25 protein-coding genes and 1 pseudogene are annotated in these 23,937 nt (G+C 27.5%); 25 read left to right on the top strand and 1 reads right to left on the bottom strand.

Annotated features, from left to right (window positions below; all coding sequences use genetic code 11):
• Window positions 1-3: 3 nt before the first annotated feature.
• The 21 genes and pseudogenes from wecB (J1C67_RS09580) to fabG all read left to right on the top strand — a co-directional run bounded on the left by wecB (J1C67_RS09580) (window position 4) and on the right by fabG (window position 20,502).
• A complete protein-coding gene (gene wecB / locus J1C67_RS09580; protein ID WP_167867376.1) occupies window positions 4-1,128 on the top strand; it encodes a non-hydrolyzing UDP-N-acetylglucosamine 2-epimerase in 1,125 nt (374 codons plus the stop codon).
• Between the two features lie 73 nt (window positions 1,129-1,201).
• Window positions 1,202-2,332, top strand: a complete 1,131-nt coding sequence (locus tag J1C67_RS09585; RefSeq protein WP_167867377.1) for a glycosyltransferase family protein — start codon at window positions 1,202-1,204, stop codon at window positions 2,330-2,332.
• 1 nt (window position 2,333) lies between these two features.
• Entirely contained in the window at window positions 2,334-3,476 is a 1,143-nt protein-coding gene (locus J1C67_RS09590; protein ID WP_167867378.1) for a glycosyltransferase, read from the top strand.
• A 156-nt stretch (window positions 3,477-3,632) separates the two neighbouring features.
• Window positions 3,633-4,865 carry an O-antigen ligase family protein gene (locus tag J1C67_RS09595; protein WP_167867379.1) on the top strand — a complete coding sequence of 411 codons (1,233 nt, stop codon included), beginning with the start codon at window positions 3,633-3,635 and terminating at the stop codon, window positions 4,863-4,865.
• A gap of 33 nt (window positions 4,866-4,898) precedes the next feature.
• Window positions 4,899-6,041, top strand: coding sequence for a glycosyltransferase (locus J1C67_RS09600; RefSeq protein WP_167867380.1), 1,143 nt, complete (start codon window positions 4,899-4,901; stop codon window positions 6,039-6,041).
• 2 nt (window positions 6,042-6,043) lie between these two features.
• The gene (locus J1C67_RS09605) at window positions 6,044-7,147 is read left to right on the top strand and encodes a glycosyltransferase family protein (protein ID WP_167867381.1); all 1,104 of its coding nucleotides are present in this window, start codon (window positions 6,044-6,046) and stop codon (window positions 7,145-7,147) included.
• 78 nt (window positions 7,148-7,225) lie between these two features.
• On the top strand, window positions 7,226-8,698 hold the full coding sequence (locus J1C67_RS09610) for a lipopolysaccharide biosynthesis protein (protein WP_279286204.1): 1,473 nt from the start codon (window positions 7,226-7,228) through the stop codon (window positions 8,696-8,698).
• 29 nt (window positions 8,699-8,727) lie between these two features.
• A complete protein-coding gene (locus tag J1C67_RS09615) occupies window positions 8,728-9,387 on the top strand; it encodes a CatB-related O-acetyltransferase (protein WP_167867383.1) in 660 nt (219 codons plus the stop codon).
• 64 nt (window positions 9,388-9,451) lie between these two features.
• Window positions 9,452-10,681 carry a nucleotide sugar dehydrogenase gene (locus J1C67_RS09620; RefSeq protein ID WP_167867384.1) on the top strand — a complete coding sequence of 410 codons (1,230 nt, stop codon included), beginning with the start codon at window positions 9,452-9,454 and terminating at the stop codon, window positions 10,679-10,681.
• A 41-nt stretch (window positions 10,682-10,722) separates the two neighbouring features.
• Entirely contained in the window at window positions 10,723-11,832 is a 1,110-nt protein-coding gene (gene wecB / locus J1C67_RS09625; protein WP_167867385.1) for a non-hydrolyzing UDP-N-acetylglucosamine 2-epimerase, read from the top strand.
• 34 nt (window positions 11,833-11,866) lie between these two features.
• Entirely contained in the window at window positions 11,867-12,373 is a 507-nt protein-coding gene (locus J1C67_RS09630; RefSeq protein ID WP_167867386.1) for an acyltransferase, read from the top strand.
• 313 nt (window positions 12,374-12,686) lie between these two features.
• A complete protein-coding gene (locus tag J1C67_RS09635; protein ID WP_167867387.1) occupies window positions 12,687-12,857 on the top strand; it encodes a hypothetical protein in 171 nt (56 codons plus the stop codon).
• Between the two features lie 76 nt (window positions 12,858-12,933).
• Window positions 12,934-13,605: a CatB-related O-acetyltransferase gene (locus J1C67_RS09640; protein ID WP_167867388.1), complete on the top strand. Its 672-nt coding sequence runs from the start codon at window positions 12,934-12,936 to the stop codon at window positions 13,603-13,605.
• 189 nt (window positions 13,606-13,794) lie between these two features.
• Window positions 13,795-13,935 (top strand): annotated as a pseudogene (locus J1C67_RS19865) (Rossmann-fold NAD(P)-binding domain-containing protein); the annotation flags it as partial.
• Window positions 13,936-14,167: 232 nt separating this feature from the next.
• Window positions 14,168-15,214, top strand: a complete 1,047-nt coding sequence (locus J1C67_RS09645) for an acyltransferase family protein (RefSeq protein ID WP_167867389.1) — start codon at window positions 14,168-14,170, stop codon at window positions 15,212-15,214.
• Window positions 15,215-16,097: 883 nt separating this feature from the next.
• Entirely contained in the window at window positions 16,098-16,274 is a 177-nt protein-coding gene (locus tag J1C67_RS09650; protein WP_167867390.1) for a DUF4160 domain-containing protein, read from the top strand.
• A gap of 9 nt (window positions 16,275-16,283) precedes the next feature.
• Window positions 16,284-16,565, top strand: a complete 282-nt coding sequence (locus tag J1C67_RS09655; protein WP_167867391.1) for a DUF2442 domain-containing protein — start codon at window positions 16,284-16,286, stop codon at window positions 16,563-16,565.
• Between the two features lie 294 nt (window positions 16,566-16,859).
• Complete coding sequence (locus J1C67_RS09660) at window positions 16,860-18,185, top strand: IS110 family RNA-guided transposase (RefSeq protein ID WP_207253540.1); 1,326 nt, start codon at window positions 16,860-16,862, stop codon at window positions 18,183-18,185.
• 578 nt (window positions 18,186-18,763) lie between these two features.
• Window positions 18,764-18,985, top strand: coding sequence for a DUF1659 domain-containing protein (locus tag J1C67_RS09665; protein ID WP_167866633.1), 222 nt, complete (start codon window positions 18,764-18,766; stop codon window positions 18,983-18,985).
• A 54-nt stretch (window positions 18,986-19,039) separates the two neighbouring features.
• Window positions 19,040-19,258 (top strand): DUF2922 domain-containing protein, encoded by a 219-nt coding sequence (locus tag J1C67_RS09670; protein ID WP_243175640.1) that lies wholly within the window; start codon window positions 19,040-19,042, stop codon window positions 19,256-19,258.
• A 503-nt stretch (window positions 19,259-19,761) separates the two neighbouring features.
• Window positions 19,762-20,502, top strand: a complete 741-nt coding sequence (gene fabG, locus J1C67_RS09675) for a 3-oxoacyl-[acyl-carrier-protein] reductase (protein WP_089973801.1) — start codon at window positions 19,762-19,764, stop codon at window positions 20,500-20,502.
• A gap of 250 nt (window positions 20,503-20,752) precedes the next feature.
• On the opposite strand, the gene J1C67_RS09680 is transcribed toward fabG, so the two are convergent.
• Window positions 20,753-20,908, bottom strand: coding sequence for a hypothetical protein (locus J1C67_RS09680; RefSeq protein WP_167866634.1), 156 nt, complete (start codon window positions 20,906-20,908; stop codon window positions 20,753-20,755).
• 533 nt (window positions 20,909-21,441) lie between these two features.
• Here J1C67_RS09680 and J1C67_RS19680 point away from each other — a divergent pair.
• From J1C67_RS19680 to galU, 4 genes are all read left to right on the top strand, one after another.
• Window positions 21,442-21,573 carry a hypothetical protein gene (locus J1C67_RS19680; protein WP_279286183.1) on the top strand — a complete coding sequence of 44 codons (132 nt, stop codon included), beginning with the start codon at window positions 21,442-21,444 and terminating at the stop codon, window positions 21,571-21,573.
• Window positions 21,574-21,600: 27 nt separating this feature from the next.
• Window positions 21,601-21,723: a hypothetical protein gene (locus J1C67_RS19685; RefSeq protein ID WP_279286184.1), complete on the top strand. Its 123-nt coding sequence runs from the start codon at window positions 21,601-21,603 to the stop codon at window positions 21,721-21,723.
• 281 nt (window positions 21,724-22,004) lie between these two features.
• Window positions 22,005-22,691, top strand: coding sequence for a phosphotransferase enzyme family protein (locus J1C67_RS09690; RefSeq protein ID WP_167866635.1), 687 nt, complete (start codon window positions 22,005-22,007; stop codon window positions 22,689-22,691).
• Window positions 22,692-22,797: 106 nt separating this feature from the next.
• Window positions 22,798-23,667 (top strand): UTP--glucose-1-phosphate uridylyltransferase GalU, encoded by an 870-nt coding sequence (gene galU / locus J1C67_RS09695; protein ID WP_089970110.1) that lies wholly within the window; start codon window positions 22,798-22,800, stop codon window positions 23,665-23,667.
• Window positions 23,668-23,937 lie beyond the last annotated feature (270 nt).

Genomic DNA, 23,937 nt, shown 5'->3' on the forward strand with positions numbered 1-23,937 from the left:
ATAATGAAAAAACTTAAGGTAATGACAATAGTAGGAACAAGACCTGAAATAATAAGACTTGCAGAAACGATTAAAAAGTGCGATGAGTACTTTGAACATATATTAGTTCATACAGGACAAAACTGGGATTATACATTAAACGATGTATTTTTCAAAGAGTTAGAACTTAGAGAACCAGATCATTTTTTAGGTGTTGTTGGAGACGATCTTGGATCGACAATGGGAAACATAATAGCCAAAAGTTATAAAATATTAGTTAAAGAAAAACCAGAAGCTTTAGTGATATTAGGTGATACTAATAGTTGTTTAGCTGCAATATCAGCTAAAAGATTAAAAATTCCTGTTTTCCATATGGAAGCTGGAAATAGATGTTTTGATCAAAATGTTCCAGAGGAAATAAATAGAAGAATAGTTGATTGTACAAGTGATGTTAACTTAGCTTATACAGAACATGCAAGAAGATATTTATTATCAGAAGGAATGAGAAAAGAATATACTTTTGTAACAGGTTCACCACTTCCAGAAGTGTTCCATAAATATATGGATAAAATTGATGAAAGCAATGTATTAGATACATTAGGCTTACAAAAAGGAAAGTATATTTTAGTAAGTGCTCATAGAGAAGAAAATATAGATAATGATGAAAACTTTATAAGCTTAACTAATGCATTAAATGAAATAGCAGAAGAGTATAATATGCCAATTATATATTCAACTCATCCAAGAAGCTGGAAGAGAATAGAATCAATGAAGATTAAGTTCCACGAAAACATAAAACAACTTAAACCATTTGGGTTCTATGATTATAATAAACTTCAAAAAGATTCGTTCTGTGTATTATCAGATTCAGGGTCACTTGCAGAAGAATCAAACATAATGGAATTCCCAGGAGTATCTATAAGAACAAGTACTGAAAGACCAGAAGCTATAGATAAGGGATCAGTAATACTTGGGGGAATAACATCAGATACCATAATACAAGCAATGGAATTAATAACAAGACAAAAACAATTAGGTGAAGAAACAGTTAAAGTGCAAGATTATACAGATATAAATGTAGCGATGAAGGTGGTTAATATTATTCAAGGTTATACAGGTGTAATTAATAACTTTATATGGAGAAAATAATAGTAGGTCCAAGGAAGATATATTGAAGACACATGTTAGATTAAAATATATAATATGAATTAATAGGAGTTTTATGAAAAATATAGTTATTGTCCAACCAAGTAAATATTTAGACATTAGGCAAGATAAATGGATAAAATCATTTATAGATAAAGGGTATCATGTGAATATTATCTATAGTGTTGAAAATAAAATTGGTGTTACTAAATCATTATATAATGAAATAGGCAAAAATATATCTTTTTATCATATTAAGAGTTTTTTACCAAGTAATATACCTTTTAATTTTTGGAGAAATATAAAGATTAGAGAGGTAATAAAAGATATTAATCCAGAAAAATTAATATGTAGAGACATAATGATAAGCGGATTTATGCGAAGTAATCATAAATATGAGAGTTATATAGATGTTTGCGATAATTTTCCAGAAGTGCTGGAAGTTTTAATGAAAAAGCCATTTAGTAAATTGACTAATATTATTGCTAATTATTATGAGCGTAAGGCTTTAAAAAAATTTAAAAGATGCATATTTGTATCAGAATGTTCAGCAGAATATATTATAAAAAAACATAACTTAAGTAAAGTGGATTATTATATTTTAGAAAATGTACCTTTAAAAAAATCTGGAATTTTTATAACACGATCTAAAGAATTTGATTTAGTGTATATAGGAACAATAAATAGAAAAATAAGAGATATAGACATAGTAATAGAGGCAATCGAAAAATGTAGTAAAGAGGGAATAAATATAATTTTCGATATATATTATTTCGAAAATCAAATAGATATAATTAATTATTATAGAAATATAGTGAATAAAATGTGTTTGAACAATAATATAAGATTTTTTGAGGCAGTTAATATAGAAAAGCTACCTGAAGTATTAAGTAGATATAAATGTGGATTAGTCCCGCATTGTAGAAGTTTAGCTACTGACTATACTATACCTAATAAATTATATGATTATTTGCAATTAGGTATGAAAGTAATAACGAGTGATAATCCATCATTGATTAGATTTAGTGATGAATTAAATGTAACTAGTTATTATAATGCAGATAATTATATTACTTTATATGAAAAAATCAAGGCGATAGTTAATGATGAAAATAATAATGACAATATAGAAGCAATAAATTTAATACATAATGAATTAAATTGGAATATGTGTTTTGGAAAATGCTATAAGTGGATGGAGGATTAAAATGAAAATTATTCATGTTGAGGATTATTTTGATCCTATGGCAGGGTATCAGATTAATGAATTAGTTAGAGCGGGATCAAAAATAGGGGATGAAGTTTATATAATAACGTCTAATTGTATGAAACCATTTCATAAAGATGTGGATATTAAAATTGATAAAAAATACGAAAAAGAATTAGGAATAAAAATAATAAGATTATCAGCAAAATTGATAATATCAACAAGAGTAATAATGAAAGATTTATATAAAGTTATAGACAGTATAAATCCGGATTTAGTATACTTTCATGGAATAGGTGATTTTAAAGATTTGCAACTGTGGAAAAATAAAAAAGATTATAAGATAGTAAGAGATTGCCATATGTCTTGGGTAGCATCACAAAATAAATTTAGAAAAATGTATTATAAACTATTCAAAATATTTTTTGCGAAAAAAATTAACAATACGTCAAAGTATGATAAGGTATTTGCACTAGGCGTAGAAGAATATGAATATTTAAAAGCGATAGGTATAAATGAGGATAAGTTAGATTTTTTATATCATGGATATAATGATGATATAATCTTTTTTGATGAACAAAAAAGAAATGAAATTAGAGCAAAATATTGTTATCATAAAGATGATATTATAATTTCTTATATAGGAAAGATGGATAATATAAAGATGCCAGATAAAATATTTGATATTCTAGATAAGTTCGATAAAAAGTATATAGAATGTAAAAAAATAAAGCTATTATTTATCGGACCTCAAGATAAAGAGTATATGAAGATATTTAATAAAAGAAAAGAGCGCGTTTTAAATAAGGTTGAAGTTACTATAGAATCATCTAAAAGTTTTTCAGAATTAAAAAATTATTTTTCAGCAAGTGATATATGTATTTTTCCTAAACAATGCACATTAAGTTCTATTCATGCTCAAATTTGTGGATGTTCAGTTATTATGGAGAAATATTCATCTAATATAGAAAGAGTAATTGAAGAAAAAAATTTATATTCAATAGATAAAATAGATGAAGCTACTAAAATTCTTACGGATATAATAGATAAAAGTGAGTTTGATAAAAAAAGAAATTTAAATATGATTTCTGAATTGAAAAACAGAGAATATAAAAATCAAATAAAAAAATTAAGGAATATCTAGATTTATTAAATTAAATATATTTTTATATGGTTAATTATGAATTTATTTATATAATTGAAGATTTATGAACTAGTTTGATATATAAAATCTAAAATAGTAGGTATTGATAAAATATACTTCAGTAGGAGGTTCAGGTGAAATATGGGGATAGCCAATATGAAGTTAAAGCAGAACATGGCATTAGATAAAGTAAAGTTAATACTTATAATATTATTTCCTATTGCTACTTTTATAGGTCCTTTTTATGGAATAGGAAATATTAATGTAAGTAATATATATTCATTAGTATTGTTAGTGTATTTTGTAAAAGATATACTAGGGAAAAGATTTAAATATATAGGAATATATATATTAAGTATATATATATTTATTTTTTATGCATTTGGGTCGCTTATTTGGGGAAAGTACAATTATATAGGATTTAATATAATATTACCATTAATAACTTGTTGTATAACGATGATATTTATTGCCTCATTTAATAATGAGGAACTAGATTTATTCTTTAGAATATTTAGATGGTTTACAATAATAATTGTTTTTTGGAGTTTAATTGAAATAGTTAATGGTAAGTATTTATTTTTTAATAATATTGACTTTATATATGTAAAAAATCAATATAATTTTAATTATCCAGCTACAGTGTTTATAAATCCTAATGATTTAGCACAGTTTTTAGTAGTAAGCTTGCCTTTTACAATTTATTATGAGTTTAAATATAATAAGAATAAATTATTTAAAATATTAATTACTGTAACGAGTTTATTTGTAGTAATTAACACGGCGTCGAGACTGGCAATGATATGCATTTTAATTATTTGTATAGTGTATTATATTATAGGCTTATCAACTGAAATAAGGATAAATATAAGGAAAATTATGAATATATTAGTATTGTTTTTTTCTATAGTATTAATTTTTATTACTATAAGCAATGTTATACCTAATTTAAATATTTTTGAACAGTTTTTAAATGTTGATTCTTCAGGTGGATATTATACTTCTAGAGATATAATATATAGAAATATATTTCAATTAGGATTAGAAAATTTAATTTTTGGAGCAGGTTTGGGCGGTAGTTATGTAATATCAGAAATAGGTCCGCATAATATGTTATTGTTTATATTTTCCGACTTTGGGATTTGTATTACTATTGGATTTATAATAATACTAATAAATTTAATAATTTTTTTAATAAAGTATAAAAAAATTGACATATGTAATTTACGTTACAATAGAATTACAGTTTCAACCATAATAGTTTTTCCAATATTAGCTTCTATTTCTTCAGCAAATGAACAAAGAAAAATAGTGTGGATACTATTAGGTATAGGGCTTGTTTTGATTAAATTGAGCAAAAAATATGTAGCAAGTATTAAAAATAAGTAATAGTTGTTGAGTAATAATTTAGGAGGAAATAAAATGCAAATTTTGGGAATTGCATCATGGTATCCAACTAAGGGAGAACCATTAAAGGGAACTTTTTTCAAAGAGCAATTTGAAGCACTATCAAATAATGGGGTTAAAGTAACGGTGCTAGCAATTGATTGCCGTTCTATTAGAAAAATAAGAAAATGGGGATTAGTAGAAGAAAATATAAATGGAATTGATACATTTACATTATCTCTACCGCTAGGTCCTATTAATATTACTTTATTTAAATTGGTTATGTCATTAGTTCATAAAATAACAATAAAAATAATAATTAAAAGGTGTGGCAAACCTGATATTATACATGCTCATGCTGCTATGGGGGCCGGAATACTAGCTAAAATGTGTAGTGAGTACACCTCTATTCCATTTGTTATTACAGAACATTCAACGGGAATGTATAAAGTTTTAGAAATGGAAAAATCAAGAGAAATTCATAAGGAGGTGTACGATTCAGCAAGTAAAGTTATAGCTGTAAGTAAAAGTTTTTGTGCGTGTATATCTCAAATTAAAAATGTAAATGAAGATATTATTTATATTCCTAATCTCATTGATTTTAATCACTTTTATAATAAAGGGTCTAAAAATAAAGAATTTACATTTATAAGTATTGGATTTTTAACATATAAAAAAGGTATGGATATTGTTGTTAAAGGATTTTCAGAATTCAATAAAAAGTATCCAAATAGCAAATTAAAAGTTATTGGTTATGGACAAGAAATGGATAATCTTAAGGAATTAGCAAAAACATTAGGTTCGAGTAATAATATTGGATTTTTAGGTGGAATATCTAGAAATGAGTTGCCTGAAATTATTTCCTCTTGCCATTGCTTAGTAATGGGATCGAGGCTTGAAACTTTCGGGTTAATATTTATTGAAGCTTTAGCATGTGAAATACCTATTATAGGAACAACATGTGATGGCCCAATATCCATTATTAATGATGATAATGGATTAATAGTTCCAATAGATGATATCAGTAAATTATCAAAAGCAATGGAAAATATTTATTTGAATTATGAAAAATATAATAAGAAAAAAATAAGAGAAGATGCTAAGTGTTTATATAGCGAAGATAGTGTATGTAATCAACTTATAGAAGTTTATAATGATATTTTAGCGAAAGAGGTTTAAGGATGAAAATATTATATTATTTCAAGGAAAAAGATGTGATGATGGATAAATGGCAGCGAGTTCATATATTTGATGAGCTTGAAAGACATAACTGCAATATAACAGTATTTAATCCGTTGGAATACACTAATATAGATGAGGCTAATGAGAAATTACTTGAAAATGTAAAGGAAAATAAATATGACTTATTTATGACACCACATAATCATAATGATATTTATATATCTTCAATTCTAGATATTAAAAAAAATGGAGTACCAACATTACTAATATGTTTTGATAGTTTAATAACTCATTATAAACATAAAAACATTGGGAAGTATTTTGATTTGGTAATGTTATCACAGATAGATAGAGAGGGCTTCTTTAGAAAATATAAGTGTAATACAATAATATCGCCATATGCTGCAAATCCATTTGCGTTTACAATGAAAAAAAGTGTGGAAATTAATAAAATTAATTTTGCTGGGACCCCTTATGGAACTAGAATTAATAAATTAAATATATTATTGAAAAATGATATTGAATTAGATTTATACGGTAATGTTAAAAGTCAATTAAACACTAACAAAGTAAATAGAACAGCTTTAATTAAGGGCGCATTAGAGTTATCATATCATAGTGTCGGTAGGAAAGTAATGATGGGAGCACTAAAACAAAAGTTTGTGAAAGAAAAATTATTAATGTTAGATAATCCAAATCTAACATTAAATAGTTCAGTTAATCTACAAAGAATAAATGAAATATTTTCTGAATATGCTTTATCTTTATCTATTTCAGAAGCAAGAAACACAGGTGTATTAAAAGATCCAATTAATATAGTTCATTTAAGAAATTTTGAAATACCAATGTCGGGTGGGCTTCAAATTTGTTCTTATTTTGATGAATTAGCAGATCATTTTGAAGAAGATAAAGAAATAATTTTTTATAGAAATAATGAAGAGTTTGTAGAAAAATCAAAGTTTTACTTAAAACCAGAACAAGAAAAATTACGTATAAATATGAAAATAGCAGCAAGAAAAAGGGCTGAAAATGAGCATACTTGGTTTTGTAGATTTAAAAAAGCATTTGATATTTTAGGATTGCAAAATGAATATATTGAATAGTTAAATTAAAAAAATAATAAATAAAAATTTAAAGAGGTGTGAAATATTAATATTTTTAAAAATAAACTTGCATTAAATATGGGTGCTAGCTTAATGGCATTTATAGCCTCAACAATGATAACTTTTTTTATAACGCCATATATAATTAATTCTATAAGTGCAGAAGCGTTTGGATTTGTTGGATTAGCTAATAATTTTGTAACATATGTATCGTTAATCACATTAACACTTAATGCTATGTGTGGAAGATTTGTAACTATTAATATTCATAAAAACAATATGGATAAAGCTAATAAGTATTTTTCATCTTCATTTATATCTAATTTAATTATCATAATTCTGTTATTGCCACCAACAATAATATTTATATTTTTTATAGATAAAATTCTAGAAATACCAACTGGTATAATATGGGATGTGAAACTATTATTTGCTTTTGTTTTTTCTAGTTTCTTTGTAAGTGTTATTGGATCAACTTTTACTATAGCTATTTTTGCTAAAAATAAGTTGTATTTAGGATCAATCAGAGATATTATGTCTAATATTATAAAAATAGTATTAACTATAATTTTATTTGGGTTTTTAAAGCCTTCTGTGTGGTATCTAGGAATTACTACATTTATAATAAGTTTATTAGTTTTAATAACAGATATATTTTTTACAAAAAAATTATTACCACAAATTACAATAAGAAAAGAGTATTTTGAAAAAAATTCAGTTAAAGAACTTTTTTCATCAGGAATATGGAATTCGGTTAGTAGGTTTAGTCAAATGCTTTTAGTTGGATTTGACTTACTAATTGCTAATATATTTTTGGGTGCTAACGATATGGGAGTTCTTTCAGTCTCAAAAACAGTGCCAGCATTCATAATAACCTTTATGAATATTTTTATGGGAGTATTTGCTCCTAGGTTTACAATGTTATATGCAAAAAATAAGCAAAAAGAATTAATAAATGAAGTGGAAAAGTCTGCTAAAATACTAAATATAATTGGAAGTATACCAATAGCTATACTTATGGTATTTGGGGAAGAGTTCTATTCTTTATGGGTACCAACTCAAGATGCCAAATTGTTATACAATTTAACAGTAATAACTCTTTTAGGATTAACTATAAATGTGGGCCTAAGTGGTATGCCTTCTATATTTGTAGTTACTAATAGGGTAAAAGTAAATGCAATTAGTCTTCTTATAACTGGGGTAGCCAATATAGGAATAGTAATAATGTTATTAAGAACAACTGAATTGCGGATTTATGCTATAGCAGGGGTTAGTGTAGTATTAGGTATAGTTAGAGATGTTACAGTTCTACCGATATATGGGGCTAAATGCCTAAAGACCAAGTGGTATGCTTTTTATCCATTAATATTTAAATCAATATTATCAGTCATGTTGGTAGGTTTAGTATCAAATTGTATTAAATCTTATTTTGAAATCACGAGCTGGTTAACTTTAATTATCTGTATATCTATATGTGCAATATTAGGATTGATTATAAATTTAGCATTAAATTTTAATATTAAAGAAATAAAAAAAATTATTAAACAATAGTTTTTATGTAGAAGTGGGGAGGTGAGAATATGTATAAAAGGTTTAAAAAAATAATACATACAATCTTAGTTAAAATTAAGTATAGAGGTGAGAATGTAAAAATACCAATGAGCAGTTATGTAGGTAGAACTTCTGTATTTGAAGGTTCAAACAGAATAGGTGGTAATACTAAATTTTTCGGATATATTGGGTATGGAAGTTACATTGGAGAAAATTGTAGGATATCAGCTAAAATAGGGAAATTCACAAGTATAGCTTCAGATGTGAAAACATTATCAGGAAAACATCCTTCATCAATTTTTGTATCTACTTCCCCTGCATTCTACTCATTACAAAAAACAAATGGATTAACATTTACTTCAAAACAAAGGTTTGAAGAATATAAAAAAGCAGATAAAGATTATGATGTTATTATTGGGAATGATGTATGGATTGGATTAGGAGTTTCTATTTTGGGTGGCGTTACTATAGGTGATGGAGCGATTATAGCAGCTAATGCGACAGTAACTAGAGATGTTCAACCATATACTATTGTAGGTGGATTACCGGCTAAAAAAATAGGTCAAAGATTTACAGAGGATAAAATCGAATATTTATTGAAAGTTGAATGGTGGAATAAACCTATAGAATGGATTAAAGAGAAGGCAGACAGTTTTGAAAATATAGATGAATTTATTAAACAACAGTAAAAATTAAAATAATTTTAGAAGATTAATTATTTGTAAACAATAAGAAATTAGGGGAGGAATAAATGTGAAAGATTTAAATATTATAGGATTGGGGTATATTGGATTGCCAACAGCACTAATGTTTGCAAAAAATGGTGTTGAAGTTGTTGGAACTGATTTAAATGAAGAGTTAGTTAATACATTAAATGAAGGTAGACTAACTTTTCAAGAAGCTGGATTAGAGAAAGTGTTTAAATCAGCTTTAGAAAATAAAATAAAATTCCAAACAAAATACGAAGTAACTAATAGATATATAATTACAGTACCAACACCATATATGAAGGATAGTAAAAAAATTGATGCTAAGTATGTTATAGCTGCGACTAAACAAGTTTTGGAAGTTTGTGAACCAGGAACAATCCTTGTTATAGAATCAACAATATCACCAGGTACTATGGATAAGTTTGTTAGACCTATAATCGAAGAAAAGGGATTTAAAATAGGAGAGGACATACATTTAGTACATGCTCCAGAAAGAATAATACCAGGAAATATGGTTTATGAATTAGAACATAACTCTAGAACTATAGGTGCTGACTCCAAAGAAGTTGGGGAAGAGGTTAAATCATGGTACGATTCATTCTGTAAAGGAGAAATAGTAGTAACTGATATAAAGACTGCTGAAATGAGTAAAGTTGTAGAAAATACTTTTAGAGATATAAATATAGCTTTTGCAAATGAATTAGCTAAAATGTGTGATAAAGAAGGTATGGATGTATATGAATTAATAAATATATCTAATAAACATCCAAGAGTTAATATATTAACACCTGGACCAGGAGTAGGTGGGCATTGCATATCGGTGGATCCATGGTTTTTAGTTGGTGATTATCCGGACATAGTAAATGTTGTATTAGGTGCAAGAGAAGTTAATGATGCTATGCCACAATATGTATTTGAAAAAATACATAAAATAATGAAAGAGAATAATATAAAAGATTATTCAAAGGTAGGTTTATATGGATTAACATATAAAGAAAATGTTGATGATACGAGAGAAAGTCCAACATTACAATTATTAAGTATATTTAATAAATATAATATTGATAATGTGAAAATATATGATCCAATGATTAAAGAAAAGAAGTTTGATAATCAAGTTATGAATATGGATACTTTCTTAATTAATACAGAATTAGTTGTTGTTTTAGTAAACCATGATGAAATTAAGAATAATCAAGAGTTATTAAATTATAAAATAATATATGATACTAGGAATATAATAACAGTTGGGAAGAGAATATATAAAATATAGATTAGCAATTAATATAGTTTAATTTAAGGTTGGAGGGTGAAATGAACAAAATAAAAGTAATGGCCATATTTGGCACAAGACCAGAAGCTATTAAAATGGCACCTCTCGTTAAGGAATTAGAATCTAGAGAAGAAATAGAAAATGTAGTTTGTGTAACAGCACAACATAGAGAAATGTTAGATCAAGTTCTTAATACTTTTTCTATAACACCAGATTATGATTTAAATATTATGAAACAAGGGCAAACATTAGTTGATATAACAACTAGATCCTTACAAAGTTTAGATAAGGTTATTAAAGAAGTAAAACCACATATTGTTTTAGTACATGGTGATACAACGACAACACTTGCTGGAAGTTTTGCGGCTTTCTATAATCAAGTTGCAGTAGGACATGTTGAAGCTGGACTTAGAACATATGATAAGTATTCACCATATCCAGAAGAAGTTAATCGTCAAGTTACTGGAGTAATTGCTGAGATGCATTTTTCACCAACTAAGGATTCAAAAGCTAACCTTATAAGAGAAGGTAAAAATGAAGAAACCATATATGTTACTGGGAATACGGCAATCGATGCCTTAAAAACAACTGTAAAAGAGAATTATAGTCATCCTGTTATAGAAGCTTTAGGTAATGATAAGATGATTCTTTTAACTGCTCACAGAAGAGAAAACTTAGGTGCAAACATGCATAATATGTTTACAGCAATTAAAATGATATTAGCTGAATTCAATGATGTTCAAGTGGTTTATCCAATACACAAAAATCCATTAGTAAGAGAAATAGCTAAAGAAGTATTTGGTGAGAATAAAAGAGTTCATTTAATAGAGCCATTAGAAGTATTAGATTTTCATAACTTCTTAAACAAAGCTCATATAATAATGACAGATAGTGGTGGAATACAAGAAGAGGCACCATCGCTTGGAAAACCTGTTTTAGTACTTAGAAATACTACAGAAAGACCAGAAGGTGTATTAGCTGGAACATTGAAGCTTGCAGGGGTAGAAACAGAGACTATATATAACTTAACGAAAGAATTGTTAACAGATTCAGAAGTATATAGATCAATGTCAACGGCATCAAATCCATATGGAGATGGAAATGCGAGCAAGTATATAGTTGATGAAATAATTAAAAAATTCAATAAATAAATCTAAATTATTTATTGAATGTGGAGGAAGTTACATGAGAAGGCTATTGAATAAATTAAAAGGAATATATTTCAAAAGAAATTTAAAAGAATGTGGGAATAATGTTACTATAATGGGGGTATGCAGGTTGCAAGGTGGGAATATTTCAATTGGTAATAATGTAGTAATATACCCTGGAGTAAGTATAAGTGGTAATGGAAATATTATAATTAAGGATAATGTAGCTATAGGGAAAGATACAATTATATTTTGCAATGAATCTATTGAGATAGGAAATGATACACTTATAGCAGCTCAATGTTATATTATTGATTCAGACCATTTAATAGAAAGAGATAATAAAATACGGGAACAGGGATTAATATCGAAACCTGTAAAGATAGGGAAAGATGTTTGGCTGGGGGCTGGAGTTAAGGTTTTAAAAGGAGTGACTATTGCAGATGGAGCAGTAATTGGAGCAAGTGCTTTAGTTAATAAGAATGTATTAGAATATACAATAAACGCAGGTATTCCTTGTAGATATATAAAAGATAGAACTTAATTAGCAACTTCCACTCGGAAGAGGACATAATTAAGGAAAGGCTCCGAATGTTGGAAATATTGTAGCTGGAAGAAAATTAAATGATGGGGAAATTAATTGTTGAAGAAACTATTAAGTAATTAATAAAATTAGATAAAAAAGTTAAGGGGATAAAGTTGATGTACTTGAAATAACATTTAAGGCAGATTTACTAGATGTTAAAAACACTAAAGTAAGAGATATAACAAGCGAACTTGAAGAATACTTAGTTAATTGTTTAGTTGTAGGGACAATAGATTAAGCTAGTGAGGTTGAAAGAGAATACTGAATTTAAATGACTAACCTAGAAGATTTAAAAGACTTAGTTACAATTATAGTAGCAGTATTACATAGTGAATACAGAGTAAGGGCGCTATGTAATTTATTACAACTATATAAAGATGAAAATAAAATTATAATAGATATAGAAGGTATACTAAACAATATAGCTTACGGAAGATTATGATAGCAATTAAATAATTAGCATATACGTATGACTGTATAAAGTTTTTAAATTTAATATAATAATTAAGAGGTGAAATATGAAGATAAGAGAAATAATACCGAAATCATTAATTGATTACTGTCGCTTAATTATAAATAAAAAAAGATTTCCGACAAGTACTATTTTAACTCCGTATGTTTCCAAAAATGTTGTGTTCGGAAATAATATTTCTTTGTCAAGGGATGTTTATATAGATGAGAATGTAGTTATAGGTGATTATACATATGTTCATAATAATACAATGATAGTTTCGGGTACAATAGGTAAATTTTGTTCAATTGCTTTCAATTGTCAGATTGGTATGTGGCAACATCCTACTAATTATATTTCTACATCTCCGAAAACGTATGCAAATTCAAATATATTTGGATTTAAACATATATGGGAGCATACGAATGGTCCATCCGTAGGAAATGATGTTTGGATAGGAAGTAATGCTGTAATTTCAAGAGGCGTTACTATTGGAGATGGTGCAATAGTAGGGGCGAATGCTGTTGTAACAAAAGATATTCCCCCGTATGCTATTGTTGCAGGCGTACCAGCTAAGGTGATTAAGTATAGATTTGACGAAGAAACTATTGATTTATTACTTAAATACAAATGGTGGGATATGGAAAAGGAAGAGTTGCTTAGTTTGAAAAGCTTTTTTGAGTTAGGTGAAGATGGAGTAAAAGAATTAGTAAATAAGATGAAAAAAAATATTGACTAATATTACTTATACCTATAGCAACTTCCGATAGTGACAGGTATAACGCCCAAAAGCCCTATTAGGTCGGAAATAGTAAAGGCTGTGTAGGTACAAGGAAGTTAATGATGCAATGCTGCGATATGTATTTGATAAAATTCATAAAATAATATAAAAGATTATTCTAAGATAGAATAATAAGGATTAACATATAAAGAAAATTTTGGTGATATGAGAGAAATCTCAACATTACAATTATTAAGTATATTTAATAGATATAACATAGATAATGTTAAAGTATATGATCCAAGGGTTAAAGAAAATAAAACAAAAAAATTGATAAGGAGATTATGACTATGGATATTTTTTTAGCAGACACTGAATTTGTTGTGGTTTAGTAAATTATGATGAAATTAAGACTAATCAACAATTATAGTTAGCTGTTTTAATATATATATTTATTTGAAATTTGAGGATAATAATGAGTAAATAACGAAACAAGCTATAAAAATAATATTAAATATATAGAGATGAATGACGGCTTGTTAAAGAGATAAATATAGTATAATGAAAAGGACGGGATACAATGTACTTTGGTTTATTATGTATAATAATTTTATTAGTTTCTCTTATTTCAATTAAAAAAAATAACTCAAGAAAAGATTTTTCTTTCGATAAAATTTGTACTAATCATTTAAAAGGACTAGCTATTATAATGGTTATCTTGAGTCACTTAAACGGGGAATATGGACATTTTCAATTTATGAAATATTTTGGAACAATAGGAGTTTCAATGTTCCTATTTTCAGCTGGGTATGGGCTCACAAAATCATATCAAAAAAACGGATTATCAAATTTTTTCTCGAAAAGGATTAGGATAGTTTTATTACCATATAGCATAGTTACTATTCTATGGTTATTCGTTGATAGTTTATTAGGTGCTAAGTATTCGTTTAAATTAATAGTAACAGCTATAATAGGGTTTGACTTGAGTAGAACCATTGATTCAACGATGTGGTATATAGCTTTTATAATTTCTTGGTATGTGGTTTTCTATTTCGTGTTTAAATTTATACTTAATGATAAATTAAAAATTGTAGCTTTGTTTGGTGCTTCCATTATATCAGTTGTTATTTGTATATTTAATATAGCTGGTGACGGAAGCGCTCAATGGGGGACCCATGCCGTTATTTTTCCTATGGGCCCATTTTATGCTTTATACGGTGAAAAAATTATTCAAAAATATAAATTTAAAATAGTTATTACGACAATGATTATATTGTCATTAGGAATAATCATAATTAAAAACATACCATTTAATACGGTGCAGTTTATCTTATATGATATATTTTTTATGATATTGATTATTTTCAGCATAATTATTCTCAGATATTTTAATTTAAAATCTTTGTTTTTAGAGAAAGTTGGAAGTTATTCATATGAATTGTATTTGTTTGAAGGATATTTAATTAAAAAAATAGTTAATCCTAATTTTTTTAATAATGATATGATAACTTTATTTATATATGTAATGCTAGTTATATTTCTATCTTATATACTTAAACGACTTATGTGCAAAATTCAAGGTAGAGAAAAAAAAGCAACGTCTGGTCAGTCAATGCCGTCAATTTAGTAGTTTTATAACTACGGAATTATAAAATTAATCTAGTATGTTTAAATTTTCCTTGAGAAATGGTACAATAAATAAATCCACTGGTTAAAGTGAATTTTAAATTATGTATTTACTTTTAATATTAAATACATAATTTAATATTGTAATGGTGATTTTTCCTTGGATGTTTGATCTTTCGCTCACAGGAACGGTTGCAACGTAGCAAGCACCTTTTCCGTTCGCAAACTCAGGGGGGCTAGCGCCTCGGAGATTCCTGTCTAGGATTTTAAATCAGATTTGAATTAAAAAATCTCTCCTCGTATAATAATATTAAAGAAAATATTACTACTAAGGAGAGATTAATTTGAAAAACTAATTTAATTCTATACAAAACATAAAAATAAGTCAACTAACAAATAGCAAGTGAGACCAGCAAATCATGTCCTGACTATTCACTAGGAACCCAGGGTAGAAGAAAATTCCAATCATTAAGTAATGGAAGATTAAAAATTGAAATTCTTGTTAATAATTAGTAAAAAAGATTAACAAGAGGTGGAATGAATGACTAGGAAAAGTGAATGGTATGTAGGAGCAATATATCACGTTACAGTTAGAGGAAATAGACGAAATGATATATTTAAAGATAATAAAAGAAGCGTTGTCTTATTATATACAATTTAATTATAAAGTTATTTGCTATTGTTTAATGGATAATCATGTTCATTTAATGATTAAAACAGATACAGAACCATTAGGTAGCAAATTCTGAAAACAGAGTTTCTATAATAAGGAGCTCGAAGGACCAGAAATTTTCCAGATACAAGCGGAACGAAGTTAAGCGAAATTATAATGAAACACTATAGAATTAATTTTTTATAGTGTTTTTGTTTAACAAAAATATATTATGGGATATAATATATTTAATAAGATAAATGAAATAGAATTGACAGCAGGTGAAATTCCTAATAAACAATTGAAAATGCTATTTGGTTGGGGTGCATTGCATCAAGAGGAATTGCAAGAAGAGTGGTACTTAGCAAGACTACAAAAAGAATTATTTAATATAGAACCATTAAGATAGGTGGTAGATATGGCTAGAATAAAAATAGAAGTTATAGTACCACAGGATGATTATAGCTTAATAATAAAATTTAGTAACGGTGAGACAAGACGTTATGATATGAAGAGTAATTTATTTGGAGTTTTTGAAATTTTAAAGGATATTAATAAATTTAAAGAAGCTTTTATAGATGAGTATGGTAATATTGCGTGGGATAGAGATAAGAATGTTGATTCTAATATATACTGGAATAATAGAATTGATTCATGTAGAGATGATGTTTATTTAGATTCTACATTAGAATCTAAATAAACTCATATAGCAAACTCAGGTTAGTTATTATAAATAAATAATAGGTGGTAGAAAAGAAACACATATAGTTTTTTGAAAACTAATTAAACCTATATAAATATGGTATTTCAAAGGGTATAACGAAATATAATATACCCTTTGAAATACGCTCCTAGAAACTTCTGGTTAGGGTCAAGCCCATTTTTCGGAACGACCTCGGAGATTCCTGTCTAGGAGTTAAAATAGGATTTGAATAAAAAAAGCCCTCCTCGTATAATAAAATTGTAGACAATATTATAGCGAGGAGGAATTAATTTGAAAAATCAATTTAATTGTATACAAAATGTAAAGTTAAGTCAACTAACAAATGAAACTCTTATTATAGGTGTTGATATAGCAAAAGAATTTAATGTTGCTAGAGCCTTTGATTTTAGAGGAGTTGAGTTATCTAGAAAAGAAATTACTTTTAGTAATTATTTTGATGGATATAAAAAATTCGACGACTGGATTGAAAACTTAGCCAGGATTCATAATAAGAATAAAGTTTTCATCGGTGCGGAGCCGACAGGACACTATTGGTTTCCATTGCATAATCACATCATTCAGAAAAAACTTTCCAAAGATATTTCATATGACTTCGTATTAGTAAATCCATTTCATGTTAAGCGATCTAAAGAGTTAGACGATAATACCCAAACTAAGACAGATAGAAAAGATTCGAAAGTAATAGCTTTTTTAGTTAAAGATGCTAGATTTTCGTATATACCACAACAATCAGAAGAGTATATTGAATTAAAAAACTATTGTGATTTAAGGCAAAAAACATTAAAGGAAATAAATAGATACACAAATAATATAATACGATGGACAGATAAGTATTATCCTGAAATGAGAACCATTTTTTCGGATATTGTATGTAAATCATCATTGGTTATATTGCACAGTTTATCTTTCCCTGCTGACATTTGTAATAAATCACCAAAAGATATTGTTGATTTATTTAGAGCTGCAAATATAAAGCAAGGAATAGGTTTAAAAAAGGCTACTGAGATAATTTATCTATCACAGAACTCTATTGGCTTAAGCTATGGCAATAATGTAGCTAAATTTGAAATTGTATCTTTAATTGATACATATAGATTTCTTATGGATAGGCTAGAAAAAATTAATATAGAAATACAAAGGGTAACAGAAATGATTCCGTATTACAATAAGCTAAATGCTATTGATGGATTAGGAACAGTTACTATTTCTAATATTATTTCACAAATTGGCGATATTAGTAACTTTAATTCACCTAAACAACTAATTAAATTAGCCGGCCTTTCATTGAAAGAAAATAGTTCTGGTAAACATAAAGGTGTAACAACCATAAGCAAACGTGGGAGGTCTAAATTAAGAGCTGCATTATATGTAGCAGTTATAACATTAGTCGTTAATAATGATGAATTTAAGCTGTTGCATAAGTATTATAAAACTAGACCAGTAAATCCTTTAACCGGCAAGCAATCACTGATTGCGCTATGCGGTAAGCTCCTTAAATTGATATTTGGAATTGTAAAACATAATGAAGAATATAATGCTAACAAATTTTTAGAAGGCATAAAACCGAAACTAATTGAATTAAAAATAGCTGCATAATTTTTTAAAATAGAACTGGGAGGAATGGCAATTTAAGAACGTACCTTAGGACTTTGATCCAGACTCGGAGAATATAAAGCCAGCCACACCATTAAGATTGTACGAGGGAATTTTTGATTAAATTCAGTGAGAAATGAGAGGGTTGATCTAATGTAAAACTGTGGTACTCCATAAGTCTACATAATAAATTTTTGAGCATCTACCAGATGTTCTATTTCTCATGCCAAATACAGTTATCTATTATAAAAAATTATATAGAAATATTTAATTCTTAAGTTTTGTTTTATATATAAATTATAAATGCTAGAGTATTTCTAAGGATACTCTAGCAAATCAAAGATTATTAAACTTATACGAGAGAGAGGTCCAGGGAATTTCAAGGTACAAGCAATGAAACACTATAATTATTATAGTGTTTTTTTGCTTATAAAAAAAAGCCAAAATAAAGGTGCTGCTAATTTTTAGCAACACCTTGTTTGAGGTTAATATAATTTAAATATTGTAGGGAAAATATAATTTGATTATTTTTTCAAAAACCTTAACTAGTGCATATATTTAAGTGAAGGGAGGTGAAACATATGGCAGTTAATTCAGTATTAGTTGATAGCGCAGTTGTTGTTAAGTACAAGGTTGGTGTTGATACTAAAGGAAATGATATTTATAAAAAACAAAGAGCTAATGATTTAAATTTATTAGCTACAGAAGAAACATTAATGGATCTTGGAGATATAATTGGTGGCTTCATTAGTTACCCAATATCTCAAGTAACTAAAGAAACAGTAAATTTACTATCAAGATAGTAAATTACTTCTTAGGTTAAGCAATTTAATGACAAAGGAAAGGAGGTGAAATGAATGATTGAAAGAGTGTTAAATATGAGGTTTAATGACGTAGCTAAGGGTAAATTTACTTTTGAAGTTAAGGATGTAAAACCTGAGCTTAAAGATGCAGATATAAAAGCCGCTATGGATAGTATTATTGCTAAAGATATGTTTTTATCTAAAGGTGGTAAGCTTGAATCTATAGAACAGGCTCAAATAGTAACTAAAGAAACTACAGATGTAGTACTTTAGTATTAAGGGGAATTTAAATGACCTAGAAGTGATAACTTCTAGGTCATTTTGTAGTATAGGCTCTATTTTGAGATAAATACAATTCAATATATAATTTAACTTAATATCATTTGTTTTGTAAAAACCTATTGAATATTACACTAATGCGTTTAGAATCAATATTTGGAGAAGAAGCTGTTGAAAGCCATAAAGGAATAGTAAACTACCTCGGATGTCTAGAAAATTTACAGGTACAAGCAAAAATATTAAGACTATAAAACTAATTTTAATATTATTTAGCTATATAAAAAAACTTATATGTTATATAATTACAACATAAGGAATAAATAACATTTAGATTGAGGTATCAGTAAAGGGTTGTTAAACCATAAAATATACTGCGTTTTTAGAATATGAAAACCATGAATAGAACCATAGATTAAAAATGGTACAAGTATGGGGGTAGGCGTAAATATATTACCAAAATATAATTATGGTAGAAAATACGGGGAGTGAAAATAGAAATGCAAAAGAGAGTAGTTGTAATTACGGGGAGTATTAGAGGAATTGGCAGAGAAATTGCATTGGAATTTTTAGAACAAGGTGATTTTGTAATAATAAATGGAAGAAGAGAATATGAAGATGTAATAGCTGAATTAGAAATGTTTAGCCGGTATATAGATATGTATGAGTATGTGAAATTTGATATCTCAAAAAAAGAGGAAGTTCAAGAGGGCATTAAGAGTATAATAAGTAAGCATAAAAATATTGATGTTCTTATTAATAATGCAGGAATAACTAGGGATAAATCTTTAGTGAAACTAGAACACTCTATGTGGGATGAAGTTATAAACGTTAATCTTACTGGAGCATTTAATGTGTGCAAAGAAGTTGTTCCTAATATGATAAAAAATAATAGCGGTAGAATAATTAATATTGCTTCAGTAATTGCTTTGAGTGGAAACTTTGGACAAACTAATTATGCAGCTTCTAAATCAGGGTTAATAGGATTGGCTAAGTCATTAGCGCAGGAAGTTGCAAAGTATGGAATAACTGTAAATGCTATAGCGCCAGGGTTTATTAAAACTGATATGACTAAAAACCTGCCAGAAAAAGCTGTTGAGAATTTAATGGCTAAAATACCTATGAAATGTTTTGGGGAAGCAAGTGATGTTGCAAATGTAGCATTGTTTTTATCAAGTGATAGGAGTAAATATATCACCGGTGAAACAATATCTGTTAATGGTGGTTTATATTCCGGTTAAGTAGCAAGCCTTGAGAGTACCAGTCCATTATTTCGGAAAGACCTATGATTAGAAAAAACTCCAAGTGTAAGCAGTGAAGCACTATAATTATTTTATAGTGCTTTTTTGCTTATAAAAACAAATTAAGGGCAATATTAAACCAATTTTTGCGAACTTAGGGTGGGCAAAGTTCGCAGGTTGGAAAAATTAAAATTATAAAGAATAAGAAACCATCATGCTATAAATAATAAAGTCATAATTATGTCGTTTATCAATTTAATCTCTTAAAGTTAATATAGTTTTGAAAAGTGACTTTTTGTTTATTTACAACTAGTATATCAATTACTCTACTTAATTTTAAAACTTCATCTGTAGTACCATATTTTGTATAGAGTTTGCTTAAAATGTCTACTAATTCTGATTCCATATATTCACCTCTTAAATTAGATTATACTAAATTTATACATAAATCAGCAATAGATGTCAAACTTTGGAAAGTGGTAGTTGAAATTAATTAGATATCTCTACCTCTTATTTCCTTATATTTACTATGAATATCTAAGTATATTGAAAAGTGATGAAAATGTAAAAAATGTTGATAATATGTTGAAAAGTCTGTTAACAACCTGTTGATAACCTGTTGAGTAAATTGTGGATAAAATTAATCTGTTAGTTAAATGTGTATAAATTCTTAAGAGCTGGTTTGGAGAGGAAATTTAAATCTACAAGAAACAAGGGGAATGTAAATCAGATTAATTACGTATTTAGTGAAATTATTGATAACATAAAATAAATTTTTAATATGTTTTTGGTTAAGAGAAATATGCGTAGGTGTATAGAGTGAAATTTAATATATATGAGATTAGAAGATTAGCAAGTTTATGATTAAGAATAATATACAAAACTAAATCTAGGTATTATAATATAATAATTAGAATAACACCAAGGAGTGAGCGAAGAATGGATAAAGAGATATTAGAGATTTTAAAGTCTATGCAAGATGGGATAAAAAGATTAGAATCTAAGTTTGCTGGATTAGAACAAGGGCAAAAAGAAATATATCAAATTGTAAAAGCATTAGAGCATTCATAAGAAGTTAATAAAGCTGAACATGATAGTATGAGTAATGATATAGCTCAGATTAAAGGTGATGTAACTGCTATCAAAAAGGATCTACTTCAAGTTGAAATGGTGACTGCTAATAATTGGGCGGATATAACAAATTTAAAAGCAGCGAGATAGCAATAAATCCAAATGGGAAGTTTAATTAAATGTATGTAAGAAAATACAAGTGAATACGAACTGGTGTAATTCGCTATTTAGTAAAGAAACTGCAATAAAATTATAATATTTTATTGTAGTTTTTTTTATTTAATAATAGATTATAGTTCTAGTTAATATAATATTAACTAGAATAGATTAAATTATAAAAATATAGTATAATTATGGTATAAATTATAAATAATAGCATTGAAGTGGGATAGGGGAAAACATTTTAAACTAAGTGGGAGGGTTTTATTATTATGTCTAAAAAGTGTGATTTGAAGAATCTTTATGAGACTATACCAGATTTTCACGATACTAAAAAGAGCTATGAAGCTTTTATAGATGCTGTGGAAAAGGATAAAAAGGGAAGAGTGGCATTTTGCCTTGATGATATAGCTTTTGCTATGAAAAGAGCTAAGGATACTGAACTTTTGGTTAACATGCTTGCAGAGGGGGAATTGCCTTTAAGAATTACTCATAATGACACAAAATTTAATAATGTTATGACAGATGATATTACAGGTGAAGGAATTGCTTTAATAGATTTAGATACAGTGATGCCTGGGTTAGCATTATATGACTTTGGCGATGCTATTAGTTTTGGAGCAACAACTGCGTTAGAAGATGAAGCTGATTTATCAAAGGTAAACTTTGATATTAACCTTTATGAACATTTCGCAAAAGGATATTTAGAGTCTGCTAAGTACACTCTTACAAAAAACGAAATAGAATATTTACCATTCTCAGCAAAACTTATAGCACTTGAACTTGGAATAAGATTCTTAACTGATCATTTAAATGGGGATAGTTATTTTAAAGTGAATCGAAAAAATCATAACCTAGATAGAACTAGAAACCAATTTAAACTAGTTGCTGACATGGAAGAAAACATGGATGCCATGAAAGCTATAATACAAAAATATTGTGTAATGGAAACTGTGTAAGAAAATTACTTAATTATATGATATAATACAAAGGCATAAAGACTACAGGTAGAGATAAATTCTTTACAAAAGAGTAGTTAGTTTAAGATTTATTAAGGAGTAGGTTATGAGTAATAAAGTTAGAAAAGCAATTATACCAGCAGCGGGGCTTGGTACTAGATTTTTACCAGCAACAAAGGCTCAACCAAAGGAAATGTTACCTATAGTTGATAAACCGACTATTCAATATATAATAGAAGAGGCAATAGCTTCAGGAATTGAAGAAATTCTTATTATAACTGGTAGAGGCAAGAAATGTATTGAAGATCATTTTGATAGATCAATTGAGCTTGAAATTGAGCTTGCTAAAGCTGGTAAGGACGACCTTTTAGAAATAGTTAATGATATATCTAATATGGTAGATATTCATTTTATTAGACAAAAGGAACCTAAAGGACTTGGACATGCTATATATTGTGCAAGAGCTTTTGTCGGGGATGAACCTTTTGCAATTCTTTTAGGTGATGATATCGTTTATAATGATGAAAAACCTTGTTTAAAGCAACTTATTGATTGTTACAATGAATATAAAACTACTATTTTAGGTGTACAAACTGTACCAAAAGAACATGTTTCAAGATATGGTATAGTTGAGGGAATTGAAATAGAAGATAGAGTTATGAAAGTTAAAGGTTTAGTTGAAAAACCTAGCATTGAAGAAGCTCCATCAAATGTTGCAATACTTGGAAGATACATAGTTACACCAAAGATATTTGAAATATTAGAAAACACAAAGCCTGGTAAAGGAAATGAAATACAACTTACTGATGCATTATTAACGTTAATTCAAGAAGAAGCAATGTATGCGTATAATTTTGAAGGTAGAAGATATGATGTTGGAGACAAGCAAGGGTTCTTAGAAGCTACTATAGAGTATGCCTTAAGGAAGCCAGAACTTAAAGATGGGTTAGTAGAATATTTGAAAACAATTATATAAATATGATAAACGTTTACTTATTGGGATTTTAGGTATAGTATTAGAAATAGATGAAGATGAGTTTAGCGATATAGAGTTATTAGGGAGAAGATTAGTTATTTTTTCAAGCTCCCTTAGGCATCTTAAGAAACAACTAGCATTGACTAGTTGTTTTTAAAGGTGTCTTAATTTTATTTAAGATATAAATAAACATATTCTATGGAGCTATACTTTTTGAAATTTAAAAAACTAAAGATAATACAGTATAAATAAACTAAAAAAAATCCAATA

Origin of the sequence: Clostridium gasigenes, from assembly GCF_017348895.1 — a bacterium.
GTDB classification, from domain to species: domain Bacteria; phylum Bacillota; class Clostridia; order Clostridiales; family Clostridiaceae; genus Clostridium; species Clostridium gasigenes.

Coding starts and splice junctions, on each gene's coding strand:
- wecB (WP_167867376.1), top strand. CDS start 4: ATGAAAAAACTTAAGGTAATGACAATAGTAGGAACAAGACCTGAAATA.
- J1C67_RS09585 (WP_167867377.1), top strand. CDS start 1,202: ATGAAAAATATAGTTATTGTCCAACCAAGTAAATATTTAGACATTAGG.
- J1C67_RS09590 (WP_167867378.1), top strand. CDS start 2,334: ATGAAAATTATTCATGTTGAGGATTATTTTGATCCTATGGCAGGGTAT.
- J1C67_RS09595 (WP_167867379.1), top strand. CDS start 3,633: ATGAAGTTAAAGCAGAACATGGCATTAGATAAAGTAAAGTTAATACTT.
- J1C67_RS09600 (WP_167867380.1), top strand. CDS start 4,899: ATGCAAATTTTGGGAATTGCATCATGGTATCCAACTAAGGGAGAACCA.
- J1C67_RS09605 (WP_167867381.1), top strand. CDS start 6,044: ATGAAAATATTATATTATTTCAAGGAAAAAGATGTGATGATGGATAAA.
- J1C67_RS09610 (WP_279286204.1), top strand. CDS start 7,226: ATGGGTGCTAGCTTAATGGCATTTATAGCCTCAACAATGATAACTTTT.
- J1C67_RS09615 (WP_167867383.1), top strand. CDS start 8,728: ATGTATAAAAGGTTTAAAAAAATAATACATACAATCTTAGTTAAAATT.
- wecB (WP_167867385.1), top strand. CDS start 10,723: ATGAACAAAATAAAAGTAATGGCCATATTTGGCACAAGACCAGAAGCT.
- J1C67_RS09630 (WP_167867386.1), top strand. CDS start 11,867: ATGAGAAGGCTATTGAATAAATTAAAAGGAATATATTTCAAAAGAAAT.
- J1C67_RS09635 (WP_167867387.1), top strand. CDS start 12,687: ATGACTAACCTAGAAGATTTAAAAGACTTAGTTACAATTATAGTAGCA.
- J1C67_RS09640 (WP_167867388.1), top strand. CDS start 12,934: ATGAAGATAAGAGAAATAATACCGAAATCATTAATTGATTACTGTCGC.
- J1C67_RS09645 (WP_167867389.1), top strand. CDS start 14,168: ATGTACTTTGGTTTATTATGTATAATAATTTTATTAGTTTCTCTTATT.
- J1C67_RS09650 (WP_167867390.1), top strand. CDS start 16,098: ATGGGATATAATATATTTAATAAGATAAATGAAATAGAATTGACAGCA.
- J1C67_RS09655 (WP_167867391.1), top strand. CDS start 16,284: ATGGCTAGAATAAAAATAGAAGTTATAGTACCACAGGATGATTATAGC.
- J1C67_RS09665 (WP_167866633.1), top strand. CDS start 18,764: ATGGCAGTTAATTCAGTATTAGTTGATAGCGCAGTTGTTGTTAAGTAC.
- J1C67_RS09670 (WP_243175640.1), top strand. CDS start 19,040: ATGATTGAAAGAGTGTTAAATATGAGGTTTAATGACGTAGCTAAGGGT.
- fabG (WP_089973801.1), top strand. CDS start 19,762: ATGCAAAAGAGAGTAGTTGTAATTACGGGGAGTATTAGAGGAATTGGC.
- J1C67_RS09680 (WP_167866634.1), bottom strand. CDS start 20,908: ATGGAATCAGAATTAGTAGACATTTTAAGCAAACTCTATACAAAATAT.
- J1C67_RS19680 (WP_279286183.1), top strand. CDS start 21,442: ATGGATAAAGAGATATTAGAGATTTTAAAGTCTATGCAAGATGGGATA.
- J1C67_RS19685 (WP_279286184.1), top strand. CDS start 21,601: ATGAGTAATGATATAGCTCAGATTAAAGGTGATGTAACTGCTATCAAA.
- J1C67_RS09690 (WP_167866635.1), top strand. CDS start 22,005: ATGTCTAAAAAGTGTGATTTGAAGAATCTTTATGAGACTATACCAGAT.
- galU (WP_089970110.1), top strand. CDS start 22,798: ATGAGTAATAAAGTTAGAAAAGCAATTATACCAGCAGCGGGGCTTGGT.